Here is a 433-nt window from a genome sequence, read left to right as displayed (position 1 = left end):
GCTGGAGGCGTGTCTGTCTGTCGGCATGACAAAACTTCAGGCATACAGACGGATTATTTTGCCGCAAGCGATCCGAAATGCGATTCCGGCAACGGGTAATACATTTATCGGACTGCTAAAAGAAACGTCACTGGCCTTTACATTAGGGGTCATGGAGATGTTCGCCCAAGGGAAGATGTACGCCTCAGGAAACCACAAATATTTTGAGACGTATTTGGCGGTTGCGATCGTCTATTGGGCTCTTACCATTATCTACAGCATGTTGCAGGACTTGTTTGAACGCGCAATGAGCAAGCCATACCGGACTTAGAGGTGAAATCAGTTGATAACAGTAAAAAATATTCGCAAAGCGTTAAAAGATCTCGTCGTGCTAGATCGAATCGATCTAGAAGTGAAGCGAGGAGAAGTGGTGTCGATCATCGGTCCGTCCGGT

The 433-nt window shown here is 46.9% G+C and carries 1 protein-coding gene and 1 pseudogene; both read left to right on the top strand.

Going from position 1 to position 433, the window contains the following annotated elements; all coding sequences use genetic code 11:
* Nucleotides 1–310 (top strand): ABC transporter permease subunit (locus RVS70_RS22580; RefSeq protein WP_321134973.1); only part of this gene is annotated, 310 nt, incomplete at its 5' end.
* A gap of 12 nt (nucleotides 311–322) precedes the next feature.
* Nucleotides 323–433: pseudogene (locus RVS70_RS22575) on the top strand (amino acid ABC transporter ATP-binding protein); the annotation flags it as partial.

The sequence above is a fragment of the Virgibacillus sp. M23 genome (assembly GCF_034190895.1).
Classification (GTDB): Bacteria; Bacillota; Bacilli; order Bacillales; family Amphibacillaceae; genus Virgibacillus; species Virgibacillus salarius.
The sequence above is the reverse complement of the archived record's forward strand: the minus strand, read 5'-3'. Positions and strand labels throughout refer to the sequence as shown.